Source organism: Flavobacterium humidisoli (assembly GCF_023272795.1).
GTDB lineage: Bacteria > Bacteroidota > Bacteroidia > Flavobacteriales > Flavobacteriaceae > Flavobacterium > Flavobacterium humidisoli.
In genome coordinates this window covers 2,565,425-2,583,810 of sequence record NZ_CP096829.1, presented here as the reverse complement: position 1 = coordinate 2,583,810, position 18,386 = coordinate 2,565,425, and the positions used below count along the sequence as shown (strand labels likewise).

The window sequence follows — 18,386 nt, the reverse complement described above, 5'->3', positions numbered from 1 at the left end:
AAGCAAACCTCCCATATAATAATGGCTAACAGCCCACTTTCTTCTATTTCTGTTTAATAATGAGAAATCCCTGGAGGGTCTGAGCACAAGAGCATCAAAGGTTAATCTATCAAATTTAAAAGCTTTCTTCCAGAAAACAGGTTATTGTTTCACCTGGAAATTAAAACATATCATCAAAGCCATCATCCCATATTTGCAATTCCAAAATTTCGAAGATCTCAAACAAAGAATTTAAATTCTTTATCTGTGCCAAATTCTCAATATTCGCCCTTATTCCTAAAGCTGGCGAGTTCTGCAGTAATTTTAGCAAAACATTGCTTACACAATATTTAAACCGCCAGAAACCCTCGGTTGAGCTTCAGATCCCCTATACATGCATTCTCAGGATGGCGCTTAATGATTTTTAGAACAATCACAAAACGCACTGCTTCCAATCAATAAAAGGAAGAAAAGATGCCGGGGCGATTATTATAAACCGCACTCTGCATTTTATTTTCCTGATAGGAGAAAAATAAGCCTGAAAAGCCATAAAAGCCAAAAATATTTTATTAAAAAATTACTCAAGCGCTATTCATAATTTATATCGGTCTAAGGAAAAATTATCGTATTTAGAAACCGAATTTACATTTCAAAGACAGCAGCTGGGAAAACTCACAAAAAAAGGTATTAAATGGCGATTAAGAATATGGAAAAGCAGACATCCTATCTAAAATCGCACCAACTCAAAAAATTCCTGTCTTCTTTTTAAATAAAAAAACTGAATTCATTTTATTTAAGTGATGCAAACCAAAACAGTTATTCTCTTTCTAAAAATGCCTATTAAACAATTGAGTTCCGAAATCCTTACAGATGAGAACTTGACCAGTCAGAAGATGTAAATCAGACATTCCATTATCATTTTATCTTTGAGATTTTTTCTCAAAATCCTGTAAAAAAATGTGGCGGCCACATGCTAAAATTATATTCTTTCTTTACAACTGATATGAGTAAAAAAAAGAAAAAACAGGATTACATTACCAAAATAATCATCTACCGTTGTTGAGCGAGACTCATGTAAATTCACAAATTTCAAAGATTTCCTAAAATGCAATCCTATTTTTTTATATCCGAAAATTATTCCAGCAATATTAAAAAAGGGAGATCTTTTATTTTAGACTAAACCTAATTTTTATTTAAAAATGCCCTTATTAACTAAGCAATAAAAAAGAATAAAAATGCCCAACAGTAAAAGTCAATCTAAAATCCACAGAAAAAAAATACAGAGAGGCTGGCAGAAAAAAATACCAAATCTGCCAATTATAGCCCTACCTCTCCATATTCTCTACCAAAAACAACAAAAACAATTAAAAGGGAATCTAAAGGCCTTTGCTGCACAAATGTAGGCGTCATTGAAACTAAAAAAATTTTTTTTTAAGATTTAGAAGTACTGCTTTTTAATAAAAAAATCTTATTCGGGACTTGTCCAAAATTAAAATAACATTTTGCTATTTTGAATTACAGTTTATCCTAAAATCACATCTAAAACTGAACATTAATACTAGACGAAGAAAAAGAATTACAAAACTTAGAACATCTTTTTAAGAAAATCGTAAATAAAATCAAATTAAACAGCAAGAAAATTCAATTAAAAACAACAGATCTTATATCGTGAAAAGTTTTAGCAATATCAGGACTCGGGAGTCGAAAGTTTTCTCTAAAAGAAAAATTAAAGGGATTTTTTTTACGAAACCGTAAAATTTATGCAGTGTTATTTATGCTTAGAACTCAAAAGAGACATTCAAATTTTATAATTAAAGCAAAAAAACGGCAAACGAGACAAATCAAACAATTTTAAAGGTTTTGTCTTTTATGCGTGCTTTCAATATTTTCAAAACAAACCGTAATTTTATCATAGAAAATACTACCGCCCGTAAAAAAGGATATATATTTAAATTTTGTTCAAATGGGGGCTTATAATTCTAAATTCTTAACCTCCTAATACAACTATAAATGATGTAAAAGAACTGTAGAGGTATTCACTGGCTTCCACACGCAGGAATAGGTCATCACAAGACAGACAAACGTTTGCAGGAAATAATCCCCAGATGGTTTTACTGCCCAGCCAAACTGATTCCTTATTCTCTGGGTTGAATTAATTCGCCAGAACAATAGGCAACATCTCTATCCCCTATTTTAGCTTTTTAGTTTAAACATCCGCCATCCACCGGCAAGATATCAGACAGGCACTTGAATGAATAAAAAAATCCACTTTTTAAGTGGATTTTTTTATTCATTCAAGATGCTATAATCAAAATAAAAATAATTTTAATATTATCTGAAATTAATCTAAAAAGTATATTTCAAAAAAAGCTCATAAGTTCCTCTTGCGCTGCCCAAAGAAGGTTTGGTAATCCATTCATAAGAATACCCTAAAAGCAGACGTTTATTAATTGTAAAATCAGTCAAAACTCCAAAGGCTTGGTCTGTTCTATACATGGCGCCAATTTCAAATATTTTAGCTATCTCAAGCATAGAATTAAAATCTGCAGAAACAGGAGCGTTGCTCACATAACGCAACATTAGGGAAGGCTTTAGCACCAAGGGGGTCAGACCTGAGTCTAATTCAAAATCATACCCGCCGCTGAAATACCAGTGGGCTCTATCAGATGCCATTACAGCATATCCTGACTGGTTCCTTACCTTTTGAGTACTTAAGATTCTGGGAACCGAAAGAGACACATAATATTTTTCATTCTTTAAGACAAACCCTAATCCTACATTTGGATTAAAACTGGTATATGATATTAAAGCAGGATCAGCCTGAATATTATAAGTATCTAGACCGGAAGTGTTAACACTGTAGAAGTTACCGCCGGCTTTTAACCCAAAATATAAATCCAAAGCAGGATTTAATTTCATTTTGTATGAAAAATCAATTCCAACAAACGTTTGTTTCTCCATAAAAGTCCTGTCGTTGACAATTGACAGCCCAATACCGGTATTTAATGCTATCGGAGTTCCAAAGGAAACACATTGGGTTAGAGGGGCATCCGGCACACCCGTCCATTGATCCCTCAGAGAACTGGCTATTGCTGTTTCTTCACCGATTGCTGCATACGCCGGATTAATGCTGTTCATATGATAGCGGTATTGTGTAAATGAAGCATCCTGCTGAGAGAAGGAAACACCACTAAATAATAGAAGTGTTCCCGTTAATATATAATTAATTTTTTTCATCGTATAAAATTATTTAGTAATAAATATCCAGCCCTTTTTAATCATAATCCCTTGTGATTTTAAGTCTACGATATAATAGTATGCACTTGATTCAGGTAATGTGCCCTTATCACTCCAGCTTCCATTCCAGTCATTTTTATAATCTTTAGAATAGAAAACCTCACTTCCCCATCTGTTAAATACGCGAACAGTAGTGCCAGGATAATTCTCAATGCCATAGATCATCCAAGTGTCGTTGATTCCATCCCCATTAGGTGTTATTGCCTCTGAAATTAGAACATCTTCCGCATCACATGCATCTCCAATTCCGTCTCCGTCTGTATCCACCTGGCCAGAGTTTGAAACAAGCGGACAGTTGTCTGCTCCATCCAATATGCCGTCATTGTCTGAATCCGTATTCAAATCGCATGCATCTCCAATTCCGTCTCCGTCTGTATCCACCTGGCCAGAGTTTGAAACAAGCGGACAGTTGTCTGCTCCATCTAATATGCCGTCATTGTCTGAATCCGTATTCAAATCGCATGCATCTCCAATTCCGTCTCCGTCTGTATCCACCTGGCCAGAGTTTGAAACAAGCGGACAGTTGTCTGCACCATCTAAGATTCCGTCTCCATCATCATCTGAATCACATGCATCTCCTATTGAGTCTCCGTCTGTATCCAATTGGTCAGGATTAGCAATTAAAGGACAGTTGTCTGCACCATCTGGGATTCCGTCTCCATCATCATCTGAATCACATGCATCTCCTATTGAGTCTCCGTCTGTATCCAATTGGTCAGGATTAGCAATTAAAGGACAGTTGTCTGCACCATCTGGGATTCCGTCTCCATCATCATCTGAATCACATGCATCTCCTATTGAGTCTCCGTCTGTATCCAACTGGCCAGCATTAGCAATTAAAGGACAATTGTCGACACCATCAAGGATTCCGTCTCCATCATCATCTGAATCACATGCATCTCCTATTGAATCCCCGTCAGTATCCAACTGATCAAGGTTAATCATCAATGGACAGTTGTCTGCAACATCCAGGATGCCGTCATTGTCATCATCAGCATCGCAGGCATCCCCTATCAGATCCCCATCAGTATCCATCTGATCAGCGTTTGAAACAAGCGGACAGTTGTCTGCTAAATCCAGTATGCCGTCATTGTCATCATCAGCATCGCAGGCATCCCCTATCAGGTCACCATCGGTATCCAGCTGGTCAGAGTTTGAAACAAGCGGACAGTTGTCTGCCCCATCCAGGATGCCGTCATTGTCATCATCGGCATCGCAGGCATCCCCTATCAGATCCCCATCGTTATCCAGCTGGCCAGAGTTTGAAACAAGCGGACAGTTGTCTGCCCCATCCAGTATCCCGTCATTGTCATCATCAGCATCGCAGGCATCCCCTATCAGGTCACCATCAGTATCCAGCTGGTCAGAGTTTGAAACAAGCGGACAGTTGTCTGCCCCATCCAGGATGCCGTCATTGTCATCATCGGCATCGCAGGCATCCCCTATCAGATCCCCATCGTTATCCAGCTGGCCAGAGTTTGAAACAAGCGGACAGTTGTCTGCCCCATCCAGTATCCCGTCATTGTCATCATCAGCATCGCAGGCATCCCCTATCAGGTCACCATCAGTATCCAGCTGGCCAGAGTTTGAAACAAGCGGACAGTTGTCTGCCCCATCCAGGATGCCGTCATTGTCATCGTCTGCATCGCAGGCATCCCCTATCAGGTCACCATCAGTATCCAGCTGGCCAGAGTTTGAAACAAGCGGACAGTTGTCTGCCCCATCCAGGATGCCGTCATTGTCATCATCAGCATCGCAGGCATCCCCTATCAGGTCACCATCAGTATCCAGCTGGTCAGAGTTTGAAACAAGCGGACAGTTGTCTGCCCCATCCAGTATCCCGTCATTGTCATCATCAGCATCGCAGGCATCCCCTATCAGGTCACCATCGGTATCCAGCTGGTCAGAGTTTGAAACAAGCGGACAGTTGTCTGCCCCATCCAGGATGCCGTCATTGTCATCATCGGCATCGCAGGCATCCCCTATCAGATCCCCATCGTTATCCAGCTGGCCAGAGTTTGAAACAAGCGGACAGTTGTCTGCCCCATCCAGTATCCCGTCATTGTCATCATCAGCATCGCAGGCATCCCCTATCAGGTCACCATCGGTATCCAGCTGGTCAGAGTTTGAAACAAGCGGACAGTTGTCTGCCCCATCCAGGATGCCGTCATTGTCATCATCGGCATCGCAGGCATCCCCTATCAGATCCCCATCGTTATCCAGCTGGCCAGAGTTTGAAACAAGCGGACAGTTGTCTGCCCCATCCAGTATCCCGTCATTGTCATCATCAGCATCGCAGGCATCCCCTATCAGGTCACCATCAGTATCCAGCTGGTCAGAGTTTGAAACAAGCGGACAGTTGTCTGCCCCATCCAGGATGCCGTCATTGTCTGTATCAACATCCTTAACATCAATCAAAAACAAATTGGAGGATCTAGATCCAGCACTGTTTGTTGCTATAATTACACATGAAAATCTCCCGATAACTGTTGGAGTCCCAGTTATCTCTCCAGTCAAACCATTAAGAACCAATCCATCGGGCAAGGAATCCCCAGTTCCCATTGAAAAAGAAACCACTGCACCCCCAGTAATCGGAACAGGTTTAATTGACACTGCAAGCGGCTTATTAACATCACAAGCGGTATCTGGATAAAATACAGGCCCCATGATAATATCATTAACCGTTATTTCAATTGGAACAATCGTAGTGCCTCCTTCGTTTTGGGCTGTAACATTATATATTGCCTTTGAAGTAATTGCAGTTGGCGTTCCACTTATTTCTCCTGTTAAAGCATTAAAAACTAATCCTGCAGGTAAGGCAGGACTAATACTTAATACTGCTGTTTTAATCTTTCTTATAATACTATTGCCAGAATCAGCATTATATAAATCGCCAGTTGCAGGGTTAATGGTTACTCCAGCGGGAGTGCTAAATTGCGCAAGGGATCCAGCCCCATCGCTATTTCCCGATATTCCATTACCAGCAAGAGTAACAATCTCACCTGAGGGACTTATTCTTCTAATCACATTTCCATTCTGATCACTGACAAACATATAACCTAAACTATTAAAATAGATGCCTCTAGGATTATTAAATGTAGAAGTCAATAATGTAGAACCATTAAAAATTCCCGGCAATCCAGTGCCTGCAAAAGTCGTTACTGCTCCTGTAGGGGTTATTTTTCTAATTCTATGACTTGCCTCGGTAACAAATATATCGCCAGTAGGACCAACTATGAGTCCATTGGGATTACTGAAAGAAGCTGCCGTTCCAAAACCATCAGCACCCCCCTGAACTCCGCTACCCGCAAAGGTCGATACAACTCCAGCGGGCGTTATTTTTCTTATTTTATGAGAACTAAAATCTGTAACATATATGTTATCTAAAGCATCAACTGCTACTCCGCTCGGATTATGGAAAGAAGCAGCGGTTCCTGTTCCATCGATACTAGACAATGCTCCGCTTCCCGCAAAAGTTGTCACTACACCTGCGGGTGTTATTCTCCTTATTCTACACCCGGTAAAATCTGATACAATTAAGTCGCCTGAGGAGAGAAAAGCCAAAGATGAACACGAAACAAAGGAAGCGGCAGTACCTACTCCATCTACAGTAGCCCCAACTCCGTTTCCAGCAAAAGTTGATACAGCTCCTGCTGAAGTTATTTTTCTAATTCGTCTGTTGGAATGCTCAGCGACATATAAATCACCAGATGAAGAAAAAAGCACTTCGACAGGTTTGTTAAATGAAGCTGTAGAGGTTGTTCCGTCAGCAAAAGCCGCTGATCCGTTTCCAGCATAAGTGGATACAAGGTTGTTTTTAGGGGTAGGGCTTACAGTGCTAATAGCTGTCCCTTTGGTGTAGGTTAGAGTGCCTGGATATGAAATCACAGGTTGTGTTTGTGCACCTACAAGCTGAATACTTAAAAAGCATATCGACAAAGAAAGTAGATTTTTGATCATAACTGTTTTTTTTTAAAACAAACACATTTTCATATTGATTAAATAACTCCAGTATCCCAATAATTATTTAAGAGCAGTACTATAGCTAAATTTATAAAGTAAAAATGTGCTTATTTTTTTTTTTGCAAAAGAAGTTTTAAATTTTGAAGCACAGACAGATTACTTCATACGGCTACTCCCGTTTTTTCTTATTTATTTAAAATAAGGTACTTTTAATTATTAGTGCTATCGGAATATTTCAACGTTAACATTTTTTAGCATTTTCAAAACAAAACTAAAAAAGACAAATTTCATTTGACTAGAAAACAGCTTAAGTCCCGTTTTACAAGGAAACAGAGAGGAGTAATGAAAAAAAAGTTTTCAAAAATGTATATTTCAAAAAAAAATATAAACGCAAACATTTTGAAAAATACGGTTATGCAAGGCGTTATCTAAAAAATCGCTAACAAATTGCCAGAAGCGAAAAACTTCAATATTGCAAAGAGAATCATCTCGTAAGTTTTCAAAGGCATTTGAAAATTCGATAATTGGATAATTCTGCTTTTACTGCAAAAATAGAAACTAGTGTCGATCATCCATTTTGGAAAAACTTAATATTACCTGCTCAGCAGCAGCTAAAATGAGAATTAGGATACGCAGACAAAAACCGTAAAAATAAATGTGTATTGCTGAAATGGATCAGAATTATTAATTCTCCATTGATTTTACAGCCAAACTCGATATGTCTTATTTTTTACTGTTCCCAATTCTTATTTCCCGAGTTTCATGCATGGCTGTTTTCAACATATCAATTGCGACCACAGCCAAGTCAGCTTTTAAAGATCTGAACAAACCCCTCAACCCCAGAATTTATCACCCGCTGTCTGCTTTACGTTGCATATTTCTTGTGCCGTTTTTATAAGAATCCGATATGCAGGCAAATTTTATTAGCATACTGGATGACCAAGCCGGAATAAAATAGTGATTCGTGTGAAGATTATCTTCTGGGTTCCTACATATTCTTTCTGGTCATGAAAGACATTTCTTTAAAAAATACGGCGGCATTTTCTTTTCTTCTTTGGAGTTGGCGAGGTTAATTTGAAAACCAAATAATTCTTGAAGATCTTATAACAAAGAAACTGAAAACAGACTAATGCATACATCCAGCATCTGGAAGAACTGGTAAAAGACCGTGCACTAATTTTGAATAATATCATTGGAGCACTAGCAGATGCTAAAGCCAAAATAGGCATCCTAACTGAAAAAGAAAAAGAGCCCACATCAGATCTAAAACCAATTTTTAACACTGTAAGCACTAATTAGCTAGTACGCTGCGTGCTCCATCAGTAAACGGAAGAGCTAATCTTTTAAGATTTATGGACATCTATTTAAAAAAAAAACTGCTATATCAAATATAGCAGTTACATTTGTAGCACCTTTTTTCTTTAAGAAACGGATCGAAAATAACCAGCTTCCTGCTTGATTTTCAAATCTTCATAAAGGAAATAATCGCAGGACTAAAAGGTGCTGTCAAAAAAAACAAAAAATATCAGCATCCCCAATAACAGAATCGCACTGATATAGCCTGATAAAAGTCTGCTCAAAAACTGTATAGCCAATATCACAATTGCAAGCTTTGACAAATACTTATAAAAAGTAAATAAATATGGAGCTCAAGGCAAAGGCAAAGGGTTAGCAATGCTGCTGTTTTGAGCAAAATTATAACTGTCTAAAAAAATAAAAACAATCAAGCTAAACTTTACCATAGCATTTATAAGATTACCGTTAATCATTTAAACTGTAAAAGGATAGTACTGACACAATCAGCTGTTTTACAATTAAAAAAGCAGAAAAACTATTGCATTTTAGCCAGAGCAGTTATAAAACCTTCAAACGAAGCATATTTGTCAATGATTCGTCGTTCTTTATCCAAGAGAAAAAAACTCGGAGTCGCCACAATATTATATTTTATAACAGGATCGCTGTTCCATTTTTTAAAATCGCAAAAATGAAGCATATTATTAAACTTCCCTGTGATTCGCATAAAAGCATCCTGATCATCATCCAGGCTGACAGCCAGTACTTTTATATTGGGATTGTTTAAAGCAAATTCATTAAGACTTGGCATCATCTGCTGGCAATGCGTACACCAGCTTGCCCAAAAAACAACCAGAACCTTATCACCGGCAATGTCATTCAATTTTTTAACGACTCCATCCTTATCATACCAGCTGAAATCAGGAGCTTTCACACCGTTCTTTAGCAGTTCATAACAGGCCATCCGCTGTTCAAACGCTTCTTTTTCCTGATCATCCTGGCATTGTAAAGCAATATGGGCATACTTTTGATCTATATACTGCAATACCTTTTCCTGGCCTATTTCCTTAAAGCCTCTAATCAGATATTGCAAGGCAAACTTTTGTGTTTTCCCATTTCCTCCAAACTTAGCCATTATGGTGTCGCTGCTCTTTTTAAAGCCCTCTTCCATCTCCTGTTCGCCAAAATGCATTTGGGGATTCATATAATACCGAAGGTAATTAAGGATATGGTCTGTATAAAGTGGACTATGCAGCAAACCTTCATTCTGGGTGTCTATATGGTCCCAATAATGGTTCCTGCGGTCGTAATCCTGCAAGACCTGCAATTCATTTAAATCAGTAAAATAATAAGGGGTATTTGCAGCCATATCAGCCTGCCAGCTTCCTTTATTTTCTTTAATAAAAATTTTGAGCTCGTTTTGATAGTGTTCCTTTTCCTTTTCAATACTGCTTTTCACCGCTGAAAGAATTTTATCTCTGCGATCAGGATAGTTCATCCAAAGTTCTGAAAGCATTTCTATTTTTAGCAGTCTGCTCCTGCTTGCCAGCAGATATCCATACCACCTTTTATTACTATCAGATTCTTTGAAAACCACTGTTTCTTTTTTATTTGCGTCTAACGAAAAAGAAATAAGAGGCTCTGAGCCATTAAGTATTAGATCGATATAAGAAGCTGCTTCGCTTTGACTGTACACCAGACGATAAATTCCAGGTGTCAGGTCTGCTGGCAGGGAGATCTTGCAAACCCCCTGCTTAATGGGACTTTTTAACACTGCTTTCTCCTCTGAGCCAAAAGCCACTAAAACAGCACTGGCATAGCGAATGTTATCATGAAATTCTCCCCGAATCCTTATACTGTCCTTGACCTGGGCAAAAGAAAGGCTTATGCCACTGAAAATAAATACAATAAAAATAAACTTAAATCTCATACTGCTCATGCATTAATTCAAAAACCACACTTAATTTCTTACAATTCCATTTTAACATAACGAAGGGAAAATAATTTAACATAAACAATATTTGCAGCTTACAGCAATCGTAATGCCACAAAATATTGAAATATGATTGAAAAACATAAATCTTTCGCTGCAATTCCCGTTGGCAATGGCAATTTTGATTGAGATTGCGATAAGTCAAAAAGGGCTGTTTTTAAGACATATCCCCTAAAACTATAAAATATAATAACAGTAAAATAAAAAACTTTATTATCCCGCTGATAAATTTTATTGGAATGCCCTTTTAATTTTCCATCTTCACTAAGAATATCGTCCTTAAAAAGGAATAAATTATAATAAGATCCCTTTTCCAGCTACTCATTTTATCTAGCCGTCATAATATATATTATCTCAAACCCTTAATAAGATTTGCTCCAATAAAAATCAATAAAGAAAATCAATCCTTTACAGCGGACAGAATAACTTTGAGCTACGCTGTTAGCGCCCCTGTAAATAGAAGTAACATTATACTGCACTGAGCGATTGAACGCAGAAGAACCGCTAGGCGATGATGACCAAAAGAAGCCGTTAACACCGCGGCCCTGGAAAGAGGGCGCATAGAGCCCATTACCTGACAATAGTGCAGCGAATCCAGAAGATCCTCCAGTAGTTAATTTTATGCCAACAATACCTGAATTTCTATATCCCGTTGCCACCTGATCGGCTACTGTCATACCCAAGCTATTTTCCAAAAACATCCACTCGCAGTCCGAAGGGACATGCCAGCCTGAAGGGCAGACTCCCTGAGCGCGCTCCGCCGTGCTGCCGTTCATTGCCGCCGACCACTGGTACAGCAGGCCTTCATTGGCTGCAGGCTCGACTCCTGCCCTGTTGTAATAATCGCTCGATCCACGGTCTATTCCATCATTAATGGCAGGAGTGTCATTGCTGTTCACCACATCCATATTGTAGCGCGACCAGCACTGCCCCCCTATTTCAACCAGAGCGCGCGTAGCCGTAGTCGCCCCAAAACCGTCTCCCAAAACACTGCTGGCGGCAGAAGCCCAGTCATATTCTACCCCGTCAGTGGTGGCAGCATCATCGTTAAGAACAGCTCCAGATACACCGATGCAGGATGTCTTTGAAATACTTTTTCCTGCACAGAACGCATTTCCGGGGATAACCCCTCCTTCACCAACGGTCAGGCTTTTTGACGCCGCACTGATACATCCGGCATTTGCAATGCTATAAACGACAGTTACAGTGCCGGCTGAAACTCCCGTAACAATGCCAGAACTGTCAATAGTAGCACTCCCCGTGCCATTGGCGATCGACCACGTACCGCCAGGAGTTGCATCTGTAAAAGCGGGGGTTTCATTTCCCACAGTCACCGCAGCGGCTCCCCCGCCAATGGCATCAACAGCAACGCTGTTTGTGCTCACAGCAACAGGCCTGATATCAAAACAGCCAAAACTGTCTGTGCCTTTTATATAATAGGTGCCCGTTCCAACTGAACTTGGCGTGGCCAAAGCGCTAGTGGCAGCAGCATCCGTAAAATAGCTGTACGCTAATCCGGGAGTGCTGCCCAGTGTTACGTCAGAAAGGGTCAGATTGGCTGTGGCTGGCAGGCAGATCTTCTGCTCTGCGGTGACAACAGTCGGCGTGGCATTCACTGTAACTTTTACAATCGAAGAGCTGACAGGCGATGCAGCATCGCCGCTTATAAGCACATCGTAATCCCCGGCATCGCTTGTTCTGGGATCGGTCAGCTTTAAGGTATTGGTGGCTGCGCCTGAAATTACAGAATCATTGGACAGAAATGCGCCATTGCGCCTCTAGGCATAGGCAATCCCAGTGGTGCCGGAAACGGCAACAGACAGAACCACCTCCCCTGTTCCCGAACAGGCTGCAGGAGGAGCGGCCGGCTGGCTGGATATGACAAGCAGCGAGCCGTTTACCGCCGTCCTGTCAAAACTGCACGAAGGGGCAGTATTAAGCGCATAGGTATAGGTTCCTGCGCTTGCCGGAGAGCCGTATCCTGTAAGGGTGATCACCTTTGTACCCGCACTGTCAAAAGTGCCCGAATCGCTAAAAATAACCCCGTTGACAGCGCCGGTGCTGATATTATAGGAGCCTTTGCGCGTTACCGATACGGTAATCTCCTGCGTCGCTGTGGAAGCCATCCCCATATTCAGAGTGCCCCCGCCGGCACCGCTGCAGTCATAAGCGTCTACCTTTGCCGTGCCGTTTGACGAAGGGTCCAATCTGCCGTCCACACACATATTAAACCATTCGCTGGAGTTCCAAAACTCGTAGCAGTTTACATCCGTATTGTAAACCATAAGGCCTGCAGCAGGAGCAATGATTGCATCGCGCTGAGCCTGGGTCATGCGGGGGGCCAAAAAACCCCCTTTGACAGACTTTACCTCAAAAATAGCAGAAGCTTCCGGAGTAAGCGTGCCTACAGCACTGCTTTGCGCAGAACTACATACAGAAACAGAAAACAATAACACTGTAATATATTTTTTCATAAAAACTGCACTAATAATTAAGAAAAAAATAAAGTCTAAAGACGGCCAGCCAAGTTATGGTCTGACAAATATAAATTCGCTCCTGCAGTTTTACTGATGCTCCTGCTCACTGCATTTTACCCCATCTCCGCATTGGCTGAACAGCCCCTGGCCAAACGCCCTTAAAAGACAAAGCCCTGACGTTATATAAAACAGCGCCATAGCTTCGCACTGAAATTGCCATTCTGCCATTAACTGGAAATGCATTCCAAACTGCATTGGCTTCTGCAGCTCCGCTTTTCTAAAACCAACATAATTAAAAATGATTGATATTGCTAAATAAAATAAATCAATCCTTAAGACAGCGAACAGAAAAACTGTACGCTCTGGTCGTAGAGTTCCTGCTACCATAAGCGTAAGACAAGTACAAGATGCGACTGAACGCATTAGAACCACTAACTGACGACGACCAAAAGTAACCGATACTGCCACGATCGCGGAAAGCCGGCGCAGAATTACCGTAACCAGAAAATAACCCCGAAAATCCGGAAGAGCCTCCAATTTTTAGATCTCCAACTCTACCAGAATATCTGTATCCTGTAGCTACTTGATCGGCCACTGTCATACCCAAGGTATTTTCTAAAAACATCCACTCGCAGTCCGAAGGGACATGCCAGCCTGAAGGGCAGACTCCCTGAGCGCGCTCCGCTGTGCTGCCGTTCATTGCCGCTGACCACTGGTACAATAGGCCTTCGTTGGCTGCAGGCTCGCCTGCAGCACTGTTGTAATAATCGCTCGATCCGCGGTCTATGCCATCATTAATGGCAGGTTTATCATTGCCGTTCACCACATCCATATTGTAGCGTGCCCAGCACTGCCCCCCTATTTCAACCAGAGCGCGCGTTGCGGTTGTAGCCCCAAAACCGGCTCCCAAAACACTGCTGGCGGCAGAAGCCCAGTCATATTCTATCCCCTCAGGGGTGGCAGCATCATCGTTAAGAACAGCTCCAGATACACCGGTGCAAGCTATCTTGGAAATGGTTTTTCCTGCACAGACCGCATTTCCTGGAATAACCCCTCCTGCATCAATGGTCAGGCTTTTTGACGCCGCACTGATACATCCGCCATTTGTGACACTATAAACAACAGTTACAGTGCCGGCTGAAACTCCCGTAACAATGCCAGAACTGTCAATAGTAGCACTCCCCGTGCCATTGGCGATCGACCATGTGCCGCCAGGAGTTGCATCTGTAAAAGCGGGGGTTTTATTTCCCACAGTCACCACAGCGGCTCCCCCGCCAATGGCCGCAACAGCAACGCTGTTTGTGCTTACCGTAACAGGCTTAATATCAAAACAGCCAAAACTGTCTGTGCCTTTTATATAATACGTGCCCGTTCCAACTGAACCTGGCGTGGACAAAGCGCTAGTGGCAGCAGCATCCGTAAAATAGCTGTATGCTAATCCGGGAGTGCTGTCCAGTGTTACGCCAGAAAGGGTCAGATTGGCGGTGGCAGGCAGGCAGATTTTCTGCTCTGCGGTAACTACCACTGGGCTCTGATTTATCTGCACCTGCACTGCAGCAGAAGTTATGGAAGAGCTGGCATCGCCGCTGATTACAACATCATAATTTCCAGAATCGCTTGTTCTGGGGCCTGTCAATTTCAAGGCGCTGGAAGCAGCACCAGAAATAACTGCATCATCAGTCAAAGCTACCCCATTGCGCCTCCACTGATAGCCAATGCCTGTAGTCCCCGAAGCGGTAACCGACAAATTGACAACTCCTTTTGCAGAACAGGAAGCGGCAGGCGCTATAGGCTGGCTGGATATAACAAGCAGCGAGCCGTTTACCGCCGTCCTGCCAAAACTGCACGAAGGGGTAGTATTAAGCGTATAGGTATAGGTGCCTGCAACTGTCGGAATACCATACGCTGTAAGGTTAAGCACTTTGTCTCCAATGCTGTCAAAAAAGCCAGAATCGGCAAACAAAACACCATTTACAGCTGAAGTGCTGATATTATAGGATCCCTTACGCGTTACCGTTACAGTAATCTGCTGGGTGGCCACTGCGCCAATACCTGTATTTAAGACGCCACTTGCAGCACCGCTGCAGTCAAAAGCGCTTATCTTTGCCGTGCCGTTTGAGGAAGGGTCCAATCTGCCGTCCACACACGTATTAAACCATTCGCTGGAGTTCCAGAACTCGTAGCAGTTGACATCCGTATTATAAATCATCACGCCAGCAGCGGGAGCAGTAATTGCATCACGCTGAGCCTGGGTCATGCGGGGGGCCAAAAACCCCCCTTTGACAGACTTTACCTCAAAAATAGCCGAAGCTTCCGGAGTAAGCGTGCCTACAGCACTGCTTTGCGCAAAACAAAGTGCAGAGATACAGAATAAAAAAACTGTAAAATATTTTTTCATAAAATTGTATTATAATTATAGGCAGGCAGCCAACTTATGGCCTGACAAATATAAATTCGCTCCTGCGGTTTTGCTGATGCTCCTCCTCGCTGCATTTCACCCCATCCCCGCATTGGTTAACCAGCATAGACTCGCCATAGCCCTTACCTGAGAGACGCTTCGGCTCTATGCCTCTCTGCGCTAGCCAGCCGGCAATCGACTTATTCCGTCTCTCTGAGAGCTGCATGTTATACGCATCTGAACCCCTGCTGTCGGTATGCGTGCGAATCTCAATATTTAATGACGGATACTCCTTTAGCAGCTCGAGCATCTTCTCTAATTGCACGCTGGCCTTAGAAGTTATGGCCGAGTTATTTAAATCAAAGTACAAAATGCCGATATCAAAAAGCCTGGCCACATCATCACCGCTCTTTACCGGGAGGAGTCTTTTTTCAGTCTGAAGCACAAAGTCTTTATCCTCATTGCCTAATTTGCTGACCATAATAGGCTTTTCGGCCGTAAGGTACTCTTCTTTCTCTGCCTTAATATAGTACTTCTTATTGTAATCAAGAGGAACGCTAAAGCGTCCTGAAGAATCAGTAACGGTTTCACAAACAAAACCAAACTGTTCGTTTGATACCGATATCTTAACGCCCGCGATAGGCAGACCGCTATTTTTATCGATAAGCACCTTATCGAGTATAAAACCATTGAGCCTTCGGGTCTCCACTAGAGAATAGATATCATCAAGCCCTTTTCCGTCAGGTCTGTTGGATGTAAAAAAACCTTTTTTAGTAAAAGAATTTATAAAAAAGCAAAAGTCATCATGAGAGCTGTTTAAAGGCTCCCCAACATTATCAACATTATCAACATTCACAACATCAGCACTATTGCCAAGGGTAGCGACAAAAACATCTAAACCTCCAAGTCCGGGATGTCCGTCACTGGAAAAATACAGTTCATTTGCCTCTGTAATAAAAGGGAAGGTTTCCCTCCCTTCAGTATTAATTATGCTTCCTAAATTTTTAGGAGCGCTATAGCTGCCATCGGATTTGAGCTCTACAAAGAACAAATCAGACTGGCCAAGCGTGCCAGGCATATTAGAAGCAAAAAAGAGATACTTCCCATCAGGGCTCAAAGCAGGATGCGCAACATTGTATTCATTACTGTTAAAAGGCAGTTCTACAGGGACAGACCAGTTCTCACCATCCATTATGCTCTTATATATCTTCAAGATAATAATCGGATTTCCTCTGTTATCTTTTTTAACTTTAGATACATTATTGCGCGTAAAATACATAGTCCTGCCATCTTTAGAAAAAACAGGCGTAGACTCATTATACTTCGATGCAATCGCCTTAGAACTAAACAATTCCGGTTCTGAAAGCTTAGACTCATTGTCTATGAGCGAATAAAATAGCGAATTATAAGGATTATTATCCCAATGGCTGATTTTTTTTGTTTTAGCACCGATATTCCTAGAAGAAGCAAAAACTAGTTTGGAATTCCAAACAGCACTCCCAAAATCAGACAAATCAGAATTAATATCTAAATTATTAATCTGGTAACGGCCAGAATTGGATTTGATTATCTCGAGATAATTTTTATTCTTATCCAGCAGCACAGCCCTGGCATCCGACTGGGAGGCTTTTACAAAATCACTTAAATAACTATCTGCTTTGCCATAATTCCCAACTGATTTCAGCGATTGGGCGTATCTGTAAATATATTCAGGGTCCTGTTTCGGGTTTATAGCAAACAGCTGGCTATACCACTTATGTGATTTTACATAATCTGAATTGAAATAATAGCAGTCCCCGAGCTTCTTCAATACCATTTCATCTCTATATCCTTTTTCGGCCAGACGCTCATAAATTTTAATAGCGTCTATATAGAAACACTCTTGGAATTTTTCGTTCGCAATAGCAATTTGCTTCTTTTGGGCTAAAACAGAATTAATAAAGAAGAAACTTAAGAAGATATATAGACCTTTTATACAAACTTTCATACTCACATATATTTATTAGGCATCAAAACATGCCGATTTAGAAAAACCTAGGTGAAACAACATACCTGTTATATTTATTAAACAGCTCATATCGAAGAAAGATTTCATGCGAACCTGAATTATAATTGGCCAGTCTTGTTGTTTCCATATCATAGGAATAGCCGATGAACCAATTATTAGTTGCCTGAAATCCCACAAGCGCACTGAGCGCGGCGTTCCAACGATATGCCAAACCTGCACAAATTTTATCATTCATTAAAAAATTAGCCGACAAATCAACCTGTACAGGCGCTCCAGAGGTCAGTTTTGATAAGAATGAAGGTTTAAATTTTACATTATCGCTCAAATCAAAAACATATCCTCCCATGAGATAAAGATGCATCTGTTTGTTTATAACATGCGAACTGGCATTCGGTTCTGCATATCTGTCAAAATGTTCTGATTTTAGAAAAGCAGGAGAGGAAATTCCGATATAGCTATTATCGGAATTCAAATAAACGCCAGCTCCAATATTGGGAGAGAAGCGGTTATCAATATTAGTCTCAAATGCATAATCATTTAGATCGTTTACATGCGTATTGGAAAAATCAATATCCAAAACATTTGCGCTTACCCTTAAGCCAAAGCTCAGCCTATAGATCTCGTTAATGTAAAAACCATAAGAAAGATTTGCAGCCAGGTCATTTTCACTAGATGGCCCGATTTTATCTTTCATTAAAGACACTCCTACGCCAATATTTTCACTGACAGGCGAATCGATACTAAAATTTGTCGTCACCGGCGCGCCATCAAAGCCAAGCCATTGCGCACGATGTAAAAGAAAAACATCTAACGCCCCCCTTGAGCCGGCATAAGCTGGATTTACAGCCATAGTGTTATACATATACTGGGTATACTGGGGCTCCTGCTGTCCAAAAGCCATAGCCGACAAACACATTAGAAAAATTAAAAATAGTTTTGTTTTCATCATTTAGTTTTTTTAGTAGCTCTTTGATATCA

At 41.1% G+C, this 18,386-nt stretch carries 8 protein-coding genes; all 8 read right to left on the bottom strand.

Annotated elements, in window-relative coordinates; all coding sequences use genetic code 11:
* Positions 1-2,325: 2,325 nt before the first annotated feature.
* A complete protein-coding gene (locus M0M44_RS11175) occupies positions 2,326-3,216 on the bottom strand; it encodes a PorP/SprF family type IX secretion system membrane protein (protein WP_248729825.1) in 891 nt (296 codons plus the stop codon).
* 9 nt (positions 3,217-3,225) lie between these two features.
* Positions 3,226-7,236 (bottom strand): thrombospondin type 3 repeat-containing protein, encoded by a 4,011-nt coding sequence (locus tag M0M44_RS11170; protein WP_248729824.1) that lies wholly within the window; start codon positions 7,234-7,236, stop codon positions 3,226-3,228.
* A 1,834-nt stretch (positions 7,237-9,070) separates the two neighbouring features.
* Entirely contained in the window at positions 9,071-10,462 is a 1,392-nt protein-coding gene (locus M0M44_RS11165; protein ID WP_248729823.1) for a TlpA family protein disulfide reductase, read from the bottom strand.
* A 425-nt stretch (positions 10,463-10,887) separates the two neighbouring features.
* Positions 10,888-12,141 (bottom strand): fibrobacter succinogenes major paralogous domain-containing protein, encoded by a 1,254-nt coding sequence (locus tag M0M44_RS11160; RefSeq protein ID WP_248729822.1) that lies wholly within the window; start codon positions 12,139-12,141, stop codon positions 10,888-10,890.
* 162 nt (positions 12,142-12,303) lie between these two features.
* Complete coding sequence (locus M0M44_RS11155) at positions 12,304-12,999, bottom strand: hypothetical protein (protein WP_248729821.1); 696 nt, start codon at positions 12,997-12,999, stop codon at positions 12,304-12,306.
* A gap of 328 nt (positions 13,000-13,327) precedes the next feature.
* Positions 13,328-15,400, bottom strand: coding sequence for a fibrobacter succinogenes major paralogous domain-containing protein (locus tag M0M44_RS11150; protein ID WP_248729820.1), 2,073 nt, complete (start codon positions 15,398-15,400; stop codon positions 13,328-13,330).
* Between the two features lie 34 nt (positions 15,401-15,434).
* Positions 15,435-17,387 (bottom strand): OmpA family protein, encoded by a 1,953-nt coding sequence (locus tag M0M44_RS11145; protein WP_248729819.1) that lies wholly within the window; start codon positions 17,385-17,387, stop codon positions 15,435-15,437.
* 37 nt (positions 17,388-17,424) lie between these two features.
* Entirely contained in the window at positions 17,425-18,354 is a 930-nt protein-coding gene (locus M0M44_RS11140) for a PorP/SprF family type IX secretion system membrane protein (protein ID WP_248729818.1), read from the bottom strand.
* Between the last annotated feature and the right edge of the window lie 32 nt (positions 18,355-18,386).

Excerpts from the sequence above, each read along its gene's own strand:
- M0M44_RS11155 (WP_248729821.1), bottom strand. The coding sequence starts at position 12,999 with ATGAAAAAATATATTACAGTGTTATTGTTTTCTGTTTCTGTATGTAGT.
- M0M44_RS11150 (WP_248729820.1), bottom strand. The coding sequence starts at position 15,400 with ATGAAAAAATATTTTACAGTTTTTTTATTCTGTATCTCTGCACTTTGT.
- M0M44_RS11170 (WP_248729824.1), bottom strand. The coding sequence starts at position 7,236 with ATGATCAAAAATCTACTTTCTTTGTCGATATGCTTTTTAAGTATTCAG.
- M0M44_RS11145 (WP_248729819.1), bottom strand. The coding sequence starts at position 17,387 with ATGAAAGTTTGTATAAAAGGTCTATATATCTTCTTAAGTTTCTTCTTT.
- M0M44_RS11175 (WP_248729825.1), bottom strand. The coding sequence starts at position 3,216 with ATGAAAAAAATTAATTATATATTAACGGGAACACTTCTATTATTTAGT.
- M0M44_RS11165 (WP_248729823.1), bottom strand. The coding sequence starts at position 10,462 with ATGAGATTTAAGTTTATTTTTATTGTATTTATTTTCAGTGGCATAAGC.
- M0M44_RS11140 (WP_248729818.1), bottom strand. The coding sequence starts at position 18,354 with ATGAAAACAAAACTATTTTTAATTTTTCTAATGTGTTTGTCGGCTATG.